Here is a 10,096-nt window from a genome sequence, read left to right as displayed (position 1 = left end):
CTTATTTCTACGGGCACAAATCGATTCCTGGGGCTCCATGCCCGTATAGCCATTCCAACAATCACATCTTCAACATCAGGTGGTTCGCCTCAAGGTCGTAGTAGAGCATGCAACCTGAATCGCTCATATCATAGACGCTCACAACATTTGAATCGCCTCTATTATCCGATACGTCGAGAACACTTTCTGCCCTTGAAGCACCTGCAACGCCTACAGTATCTACTTCACCTGATGTACCTGCACCTTTCGCGGTATCTTTTTCACCTGATGTGCCTGCACCTTTCGCGGTATCTTCTTCACCTGAAATGCCTGCACCTTCCGCGGTACCTCCTTCACCTGAAGTGCCGACAACTCCCTGCCTATCACAGAACTCTCCCGTAATATCCTTGAACCTCGCAAATTTCTCCGGTGCAAAAGCAACGGTCTTCTCACCGCTAAACACAGCAGTATAGAGTATATCCGCCTCAACAAGATCCTGAAAAATATGACTTCCGTAGGATAGCTCGGGATTGTAGCCGGCTTCTTTTTCTTCAACTTCGCACACTGCTTCAAACTCGCTTATATCCGCAAATGTAGTTGGAACGCCAAGTTCAGGCGACGATGTTCCGATGCGCCCGGGGACTATCAGCATCATATGTCTTCCCTTGTCTCTGTATGTCCAATTGACCTTGCCAATAATACTCGCGATATTAGGCTTGTCCGCGTAAGGCAGGTTGTAATAAGCCTTGGGATCTACATATACTATCAGATCAATCGGAACGCTCCTTGAAAGTCCCATTGATGAATCCACATTTTCAAGCAAAATTTCATCTTTATCTACATTTTGAGGAACAGTAACACTACCCGTATCCTTCGAAACCTGAAGTGGCCTGCACTGCAGAAGGTTTATCGAATACTCTCCCGTCTCCGACAGATTTATCGTAAACTCGATATCCACGGGATGCTCATACTCATCCTGAATACACTTCATTAGCTTCTGCATCCGTGCCATTATCTCTTCTTTCCTGACAAGTCCTCTGCAGGAAATAAATCTTACATCGCGGAGGATTCCTCTTTCCTTCAGCGAACCTTCAACTTCATAATCATGCTCAAGTAAAGTATTGATCAGATACATCGGAAGCTTCTTTTCAATATCACGTAGTTCCAGCCTCTTGAGCTCATGCTCCGTCACATCAACAGCTTCCACAGCTCTCTGTGAGAACTGATGCCTCTCCGCAACCGTCACACAAGATGTCGCCTCAGGCATATCAAGACTTACAAGGCGTGGGTACGAGCCCATTGTCCTATCGACTGCAGATGTTCCAAGCCCCATTACAAGCCTGAGCATTCCGGCATGAGGATCGATATCCGCAAGGAACTTGTACGGGCTGTAGGAATACCCAACTCCCGCAGCGCACGGCATATAGTACTGCCCGTAATACGAGCCCGAAACTCTCTGCACAAGAAGCGCCATCTGCTCATCTCTTTTATCAAGTCCGCGCCTCTTACGGTAGTCAAGCGCCGATAAGCTCATGGTACTTGCATAAACCGTCCTAATCGCATTTTCAAATTCTTCAAGCCTCTCCTCCAGTGTTCCTCTGTTCGCGCAAAAAACTGATTCATACTTGCCCGCAAAAGCATTACCGAATCCATCTTCAAGAATACTGCTCGATCGAACGATAAAAGGATCCTGACCGTAGTATTCCAGGATATGCCTAAGCTGCGTCCGTAAGTCCTCAGCAAATGTGCCTGTCCGTAGCTTCTCCGCGAACTCATCCGCAAGTGAGAAATACTCTTCATCAGTCCTCTGGCGGACTCTGATATCCCAGAAATCATTATCCACAATATACGTATAATAAATATCCGATCCTATAAAGAATGAATCATGCGGCTCAAGCACTTCGTCAACATCAGGCGCCATATTCCTTATAATGGCACGCGCAAGCAACATTCCGCACGCTTTTCCTCCGATAAGTCCGGTGCCTATCATATGACTTCGCACGTTAAAATAATCCTCAGGCTTAAAGTGCTTTTTTACCATAAGTCTCATCTTCTCATCACGCGTCATCATTACCTTGCACATGATATCGCAGGACTCATCCATGTTCATCCGGCTCTCATATTGGAACTTTGCCGTGTTAAAAAACTTATCCCAGAAATCAATATACTGATCCTCGCCGGGACGCTGGAAATTTTCAAGAAGCTGATAAAAACGACTGCTTTGCACACCGTCCAGAATCGGCCTGAAATATCCGTCCTCCTTCCTGTAAATATGCGGAAGAAACATGGTATCGGAATCGCGGTTCCATACCTTCTCGGGACGTACATATACATTTTTTGAATCGGAATACACATCAAGAAAAAGCTGTGTTGTATTAAGAATCTTGTTAATGGAATAAAATGAATGTTTCCCTCTGATTATGGGGAAAAAAGCTACTGTATCAAGAATGAAAAGAAACGGGCATGTTACCCTGAAAAAATTGCCCATCATAAGGTCGGTCGCCCATGCTATCTGAAGTTCCGACAGGCAATCAAAAACATAGAATGCATCCTTATCCTCTTTTTCTATAATATTGTGAATCTCAACCGTAAATGTCTCGAACCTGTGCGAAAGAGGAACCTTCACAGTCTTAACTTCCAGGCAGTCCTCCACAAGCGGCTCATGCGTTGCAAAGCGAAAGTAAATGATGTTCCGCTTATCCTTTTTCGCCTGCTCAACATAAGGATCCACAAAAAGTTTAAACTCCGATAGTTCGGAAACTCTGAAAACAACGTTGTCGCCAAGTCTGATATTATCAAGCGCTTCGTCCATCTCGGGTATACCGGACAATACTCTGTCAAATGCTGCCATAGATAGTACCTCCGCTCAAAGATAAACCAACAAGCTCCAATAAGCTCGCTAAAACCTTGTTAAGTAGCAATCAAAAGAAAAAGGCAAAGACCACCAATTTCTTTGGCGCCTTTGCCTATGTAAATTAATAATACCACACGAGATACTTTTTATGTATTACATTTTCGAATTGAAAAACAACCTGCGCATCTTCCGTACCATCTCATCGCAGGACGAATATTTATAATCCGATTTATTTCTTTCATTGTCGCCAAGCGTCACGACCTTCTTAAATTCTTCCGCATTCATCAGATAATCTCTCATATTCTTAACGGAAGCATTTTTGTTATAGATTTTTATGTAAGAGTAACCTCTATATTCACGCGAAGTATATGACAAGATCTTAAGTTCGTCATATACTTCGCTCTCTTTTATTTCACTTACAAGCTTCTCTATCTTCTCCGTCTTGTCGATGCTCATCATATAGACAACCGCATGATCGTCGGGACGCTTTTTATTAAGATAATTTCGGTAAGGCGACTTGTGCATCTTCTCATAAATATCTTTTTCCGCATCATTAACAAGCTCGCCATGATAGATGATAAGGACGTCTTCGAGTATCACTGTCGTAAAAATATTAAACCCACGCTCAGTGATAAACTTCTCAATATCGCTTGCATGCTCGGCTGAAATGATGTACACCTTGGGATATCTGTTTTCTTTTACATCATATAATATCGCTCCGTCCATCGCGATTATCGGAAGTGCAGGTTTTATATCAGGCATCCCTTCAAGGAATCCCGCGGGAGTTCTGAGCGTCATAAACGTTAGCTTCATCCCTTTTTCCAGCATTCCGTTCATAATGACCTTGCTGTAAGGAGTTACTCCGCCCACCAATCCGTCCATTGAGTTGTCCATGTTTACAACGAACAGCGTTTCTTTATCAAGTTTTCCGTGCAAAGAAATTGAGTTAAGGATCAGTCCCACAAATATTCCGATCAGAGTATCGAGCGATCTGTTCAGTACAAATATATAAGGATTTTCATCAAGCAAATGATTCACAACTATACTTAAGAATACTACACAGGAAAAATACGACGCCTTCTTTTGCTTTATAACAACAGTGGTGTAGATGATAGGTATCAGTGCCAGTGAGATGATACAGTAGTGTAAAAAACTGTCTCCGAAATTGAATACGTTCTGCTTAAGCAATATGTAAATAAGTCCGTACACCGCCCCTATAAATGTGCCAATGGTACGCTGTATCGCATTATTTACAGTATTCTTTGTCTGGTTCTGTATACACCAAAGTACCGCAAGTGCAGAATAAAACGGCGTTCCCTGCTTACCTCGCAAAAAATATATCACAAAGCAGATAAGCACTCCCACCGCTGATTTTATTATCCGCAGCCCTATGTGCGGAAGATGTACTCTCTCAATTTTCATTTTTTTATTTAAAAACACTCCTTGCTATGCCGCATAGAATCTTGGCCGTAGCTTCAGCTCCGAATTTACTCGAATCTATACATATATCTCTGTTGTCAAAGACACCCGCCATATCTTTACAGTATTTTTTCCTGTAATTGTCGCGCGCCTTATCCACATCTTTTATCATATCACGTGCGGTCTTTTCATCCATCCCCAGAATCGATGTACAATTCTCAAGCCTCTTTTCATAGGGAGAATAAACATATACATGTAGCGCCCTGTCTGCATTTCTGAGGCAATAATCTCCGCATCTTCCTACAATTATACATGATTGCATCGCCGCAAAGTCTTTGATTATATTGCTCTGGATAAGAAAAAGTTCTTCCTGCATACTCACAGGTCCCATGCCGAGAGGATATCTTTTTTCTGCAAAAAAACCTCCCGCGCGCTCCTCTTCCTTGCTTATCTCCGAGACGGGAAGCCCCATGCGCAGCGCTGTCTCCTCGACAATGTCCCTGTCAAAATAATCTATTCCCAGTTCCATCGCCATGTGCTGGGCTATTGTTCTTCCGAGTGCACCAAATTGCCTTGAAATTGTAATAACATATTTATCCATAATCATCTTACCTTGCTTTCTGCATGTTCCTTACCGTCATGGAGATACTGAAATTTATAACAAAATAAATAGCTGCCGCAACTCCGAACAGGACAAATACATCCGAGACATTGATCGCGTTTAGGCCGTTGTATCTATTTGCCGATGACAGCACCTGTTTTGTCCTTGCCATAAGTTCTATGACCGCCACATTTGCAAGGAATGAGCTGTCTTTAATGGTGGTTATGACCTGGCTTAAAAGCGTCGGAATGATCGATCTGAAAGTCTGAGGAAGCACTATATACCACAATATCTGAAGCATCGAAAAGCCCTGTGATTATCCTGCTTCAACCTGTCCGCTTGCAACCGAGTTAAGACCTCCTCTTACAATCTCCGCAATAACACCCGACGTATACAAAATAAGCGCCACGGTAGCTTTGAACAAAAGCTTGTTATTTACCGACGAAAGCCCAAACATCTGCTTATTTGCAAATCCGGGAACAGGGCAAAAGACAACGCATATAAATATCCAGAACAAAAGCGGAGTATTTCTGAACAGCTCAATGTATATGACAGAAAGCACCTTAAGTATTCCTGTCTTTTTATTTGTGCAATAGTTTCTAAGAAGTGCAAGACCTGTTCCGATAACTATGCTGAAAAGGACCGCAGCTACCGAGATGATCATGGTAAAGAGCACGCCTTGCATTATGAATTTTAATATTGCAGGATTTTTTAGCATCGAAAAACTGTTTCCTAATGTATCCATGTCATGCCTCCTTCGGTCTGCCGTTTTGGAATACTTTGCTGTCTCTCTTTTTAAGCGATGTTTCCCACATTGATGCAAAAGATGACAATGGGAAGCAGATTAAAAAGAAAATCGCGCCGCATACAATATATGCGGAAGCATATGAACCGCCTGTGTTTTCTCCCGTAACAAAACTGTATGTAAGAGAAAGAAGATCCGCACCGCCGACTATGTAAAGACAAGACGTATTCTTTATCATATTTACAACTACGTTTGTCATCGGAGGCAAGATCACCTTTATACTCTGAGGAATTATGATGTAAAACATCTGAGCAGCATATCCGAATCCCTGTGCCTGAGCAGCCTCGAACTGTCCTTTCGGAACAGATTCTATTCCCGTCCTTATAACTTCTGCCATATACGCACCTGTGTATATACCAAGTGCAAGGAAACCGGTCACAATTATTCCGGGGCTGTGTCCCGCAAACGCAAGCGCGTAGTACAAAAAGCACATCTGTAACAGAACCGGCGTGTTCTGGATCACCTCCACATACATCCTGCTTATTGCCTTTAGTATCTTCTTTCCGCTCGTTGCCATGAGTCCAAAGACAATACCAAGTGCAAGCGCGATCAAAAGTGCAACAAATGCTGTTTTTATAGTATTTAAAAATCCAAGCAGGAATGTATCTTTATAAAGCCATATCTTGTTCCATGCTCTCGGAGAAAATAATCCTGACATACCGGTCCTCCAATGTTTCTTACTTTAGTCGGTTCTTTTAATCAAGTCCGTTCTCGGAAATGAGCTTATCGATAGTTCCGTCCGCTATTTTCTCAGTAATAAGTTCCTCTGCTGTCTTTGACAATCCCGATCCTTTTGTTGTAGCAATGCCGTATTCCTGAGGTGCAAATTCCGCATCGATATACGATCTTCCTTCTGTCTTATAAATAGCAAGAATGGACTTATCTACGCAGAACGCATCAATTTCACCTGCGCTAAGTGCTGTTGAGATAGTCGGATAGTCATCATACTGCTGGAACTTAATTCCCGTTGTCCATGTCGCGGGATCAAAACTCTCTTCATCAAATCCGTCGCCGCTTATAAGACCTTTTTCGATCATTGCTTTTACAAGTGATTTTGCTGATGTTGAACCGGATGATACGCCTACTTTTTTATCCATAAGATCGTCAAGTGTCTTTATTCCCTTTGCATCCTCGACAAGCACGGTTACATGATCCGTATAATAAGGTGTTGTGAAATCCCAGCTCTCTTTTCTCTCATCGGTGATGGTAAATGTAGCAAGTACACAATCAATATCTCCCGAATCAAGAAGCTCTGTTCTTGTAGCCGCCGTAACTGCCGTAAACTCAACCTCTACCCCAAGCTTATCGGCAAGTGCTTTAGCAAGTTCTATCTCAAGTCCCGAGTACTCGCCTGTAAGCGGATCCTCAAAACCAAATCCCATTACCGCGTTCTTTACTCCGACTTTCAAAACTCCTCTGTCAATAATTGCCTGTACATCTTCCGAAGCACTCTCACCGGATGAACTGTCTGATGCAGGAGACGCCGTGGCATCACTTGATGTCTCACTTGTTTCACCTGTACTCTCGCCTCCGCATGCAACGAGCATCAAGCTCATAATACCTGCAAATACAATGCTCAAAATTTTTCTTTTCATAACTGCTTCCTCCTGATATTACCTGATTATCTTTCCCAAAAACTGTTTTACTCTGTCGCTTTCGGGATTATTGAAAAAGTGCTCTGGAGTTCCGGACTCTATAATCTGTCCGTCTTCCATGAATATCACTCTGTCAGCTACCTGTCTTGCAAATCCCATTTCATGGGTTACAACTACCATCGTTATATTTTCTTTTGCCAGCTTTATCATTACATCCAATACTTCCTGAATTGTCTCAGGATCAAGCGCCGATGTGGGTTCGTCAAAAAGAATGATTTTACTCTGTGAACACAAAGCCCTTGCTATTGCTATTCTCTGCTGCTGCCCGCCGGAAAGTGTTGTTGGATAAACATCAGCCTTATCTTTTAGTCCGACTATATCAAGGTAGTGATATGCAAGTTCCTCGGCTTCTTTCTTTGACTTATGCTGAAGCTTTATCGGCGCAAGTGTCAGATTCTTAAGGACTGTCATATGCGGATAAAGATTGAACTGCTGAAATACCATTGAAGTATTGTCCCTTACAACCTTTGTTTTATTCTTGGTCGTAAGCTCCGTTCCGTTTATATAAACATGTCCGCTGCTTGGAACCTCCAGGAAATTCATACATCTTACCGTCGTTGATTTTCCTGAGCCGGAAGGTCCGATGATTACAAGCTTTTCACCCTCTTCCACTTCAAGATTCACATTCTTAAGAACATGAAGATCGCCAAAATTTTTATTTACATTTTCAAGTTTGATCATTGCCATTGCTTGTTACCTTTCTAAGCTCATCACTGAGCGTTTTCAGCTCCCCTTTTAGGGAAAGATATAAAAGAACGGCGCTTCGGAATCAAATAAACCGAAACGCCGTTGTCTCTTATATCTTTGCAGAAAAATTGTTATGAAGAAAGGCGCTCTGAAACACTAAGTGAATCAAAACGCCTTTGTTTGTATACAAGTATACAGGCTATTTTCTTTTTAGCAACTGTCATTTTTTACAAAAATTATTACCGAGGACAAAATCATATAAATGTTTTTAACAAATATCAATCGATAATATCATTCTGAAACCTGGACAAATGCTCGAACGGGAGAATCAGTCTTCCTCTGTACAATCCGCATCCGTCGTTTACAAGCTGATTATTAACCGCGCCAAACATGTTCACATCAACTTTAGAAAGATCAAGTTCCTGTAATCTCATACCTCTTTCATAAGCTTCATCAAAATACAGACACTCTCCTGCAGGTATCTTGTCTCTCCTGCTACGTTCCTTGTCCTGCCTCTTTTCATATCCAAGATGATGTGCAGGGCCTATCTCTGCATAGTCATCCATCTGCTTGGTGCGTATCTGCACTTCAAGATAAGATCTCGACTGATTGTCATAAAAAGTAATATGCAAAGACTTATAACCGTACGGACTCGTATTCTTTATATAGTCCCTATAGTAGGGCCTTAGCTGTTCTTCAATCATATCCGAAGGCTCACAACCGGGAATGCCGTATATCTCTGCACTAAATCCGTTTTGCTCAAGGAATCCCGGAAGTTCATTTGCAATCTTGTAGACATACTCACGCTCTATCTCGTCGCGATCTTCGCCTTTATCCAAATGACATGCCGGCATTGATATTACAATCCTATAGGCAATAAGATCTCTGATTGCCCCCATCTTCTGCTTAACTTCACATTCACCAGGAAACTTCCCGTTTTTGCCATAATAATCATAAACATACTCGACTATATTACCGTTAAACTTCTGCTCCGCCCTTATTATCGATTTGATCCTTCCCTTAAATGTAAATGCAAGGAAAGGATACTCAACCGACATATACTTGTAGAACTCCCTAAGGCGCTGAGACTGTGATGTCAAAAAGTCGTTGTGCTGCAAGAGTTCAAGCTGCTGCAGAAGGAAATTGCAATGAATCATATCCATGCTGTTCTGAGTACGCTTCGCATCTTCTTTCAGATCCACATAATACCGCTGCAGGATCTTTAGTACCGTATCCCCTGAATATAAGTAATCATTTAATGTAATCATTTCCCCATCCTCTTTTAATGCTCTTCTCCAAAAAAAAGCAAAGGCACTCACGTAATTGTAAGCGCCTTTGCTTTTTTATATAATAGCACATCCTATCCGCTATTACATACTTATTTGCAAACTCAATGCTATAACTCACCGAAGACTGTTGAATTACTTTTGTATTATCGTAATATTATAATAGTTAAATTTTTGTTAAGGAAGGAAGATGAACTATGCCGGCAAATGTAGGCAGAATTTTTTATATGGATTGGGAATTGGAATTCCTGCACCATTTACAAACTATCCACACACCTGAATTGGACAAAAAAATGCTTTTTTTCACCGGTTTGGGTGATAAAGCCATACTTATCGCATTATTTTTACTTGCTCTTATCATTATTCCAAAGACCAGAAAATATGGCATTCCAATGGCAATTGCCGTAGTTATATCTGTACTGATAGTAAATGTAGCAATAAAGCCATCTGTTATGAGATGCAGACCTTGTTGGTTAGATCAAAGCGTACCACTGCTCATACCTGTTCCACATGACTATTCTTTTCCGTCCGGTCATACAAATGCTTTTTTTGCAATGGCAACGGCAGTTCACTTAAAGAATAAGAAACTCGGAGCTCCGGCTCTTGTAATAGCTGCACTGGTAGCTTTCAGCCGCTTATACCTGTTCGTTCACTGGCCGACAGATGTCATCGTCGGAATGATCACAGGTGTTCTCAGCGCTAAGATAGGCTATAAGATCACTAATCCTTTCGCAGGATTATTTAAAAAGAAAAAAAGAAGATAATTTGTAATTTCCATTTTCTCAAAGAAAGCAAAGGCTGCAACCATGC

General features: G+C 41.9%; 8 protein-coding genes and 1 pseudogene. 1 reads left to right on the top strand and 8 read right to left on the bottom strand.

The annotated features are described in order from the left end of the window. Window positions 1–61 precede the first annotated feature (61 nt). The 8 genes and pseudogenes from T356_RS19215 to T356_RS0110920 form a co-directional block, all read right to left on the bottom strand. The gene (locus T356_RS19215) at window positions 62–2,830 is read right to left on the bottom strand and encodes a PEP/pyruvate-binding domain-containing protein (protein WP_081777815.1); all 2,769 of its coding nucleotides are present in this window, start codon (window positions 2,828–2,830) and stop codon (window positions 62–64) included. Between the two features lie 156 nt (window positions 2,831–2,986). Then, window positions 2,987–4,255, bottom strand: a complete 1,269-nt coding sequence (locus T356_RS20430; protein ID WP_051563382.1) for an FUSC family protein — start codon at window positions 4,253–4,255, stop codon at window positions 2,987–2,989. A 4-nt stretch (window positions 4,256–4,259) separates the two neighbouring features. Then, entirely contained in the window at window positions 4,260–4,859 is a 600-nt protein-coding gene (locus tag T356_RS0110945; protein WP_026514517.1) for a cytidylate kinase-like family protein, read from the bottom strand. Window position 4,860: 1 nt separating this feature from the next. Next, window positions 4,861–5,538, bottom strand: a pseudogene (locus T356_RS21720) (amino acid ABC transporter permease). Window positions 5,539–5,599: 61 nt separating this feature from the next. After that, window positions 5,600–6,316 carry an amino acid ABC transporter permease gene (locus T356_RS19200; protein WP_035780983.1) on the bottom strand — a complete coding sequence of 239 codons (717 nt, stop codon included), beginning with the start codon at window positions 6,314–6,316 and terminating at the stop codon, window positions 5,600–5,602. A 37-nt stretch (window positions 6,317–6,353) separates the two neighbouring features. Then, on the bottom strand, window positions 6,354–7,253 hold the full coding sequence (locus T356_RS0110930) for a transporter substrate-binding domain-containing protein (RefSeq protein ID WP_026514516.1): 900 nt from the start codon (window positions 7,251–7,253) through the stop codon (window positions 6,354–6,356). Between the two features lie 18 nt (window positions 7,254–7,271). Continuing rightward, a complete protein-coding gene (locus tag T356_RS0110925; protein ID WP_026514515.1) occupies window positions 7,272–7,994 on the bottom strand; it encodes an amino acid ABC transporter ATP-binding protein in 723 nt (240 codons plus the stop codon). A gap of 284 nt (window positions 7,995–8,278) precedes the next feature. Further along, on the bottom strand, window positions 8,279–9,268 hold the full coding sequence (locus tag T356_RS0110920; RefSeq protein WP_026514514.1) for a guanosine polyphosphate pyrophosphohydrolase: 990 nt from the start codon (window positions 9,266–9,268) through the stop codon (window positions 8,279–8,281). A 215-nt stretch (window positions 9,269–9,483) separates the two neighbouring features. On the opposite strand from T356_RS0110920, the gene T356_RS0110915 reads away from it, so the two are divergent. Continuing rightward, entirely contained in the window at window positions 9,484–10,050 is a 567-nt protein-coding gene (locus T356_RS0110915) for a phosphatase PAP2 family protein (RefSeq protein ID WP_242846596.1), read from the top strand. The last annotated feature ends 46 nt before the right edge of the window (window positions 10,051–10,096 follow it).

The sequence above is a fragment of the Butyrivibrio sp. LB2008 genome, from assembly GCF_000621565.1.
Lineage (GTDB): Bacteria > Bacillota > Clostridia > Lachnospirales > Lachnospiraceae > Butyrivibrio.
This window is presented reverse-complemented; position numbering and strand designations above follow the sequence as displayed.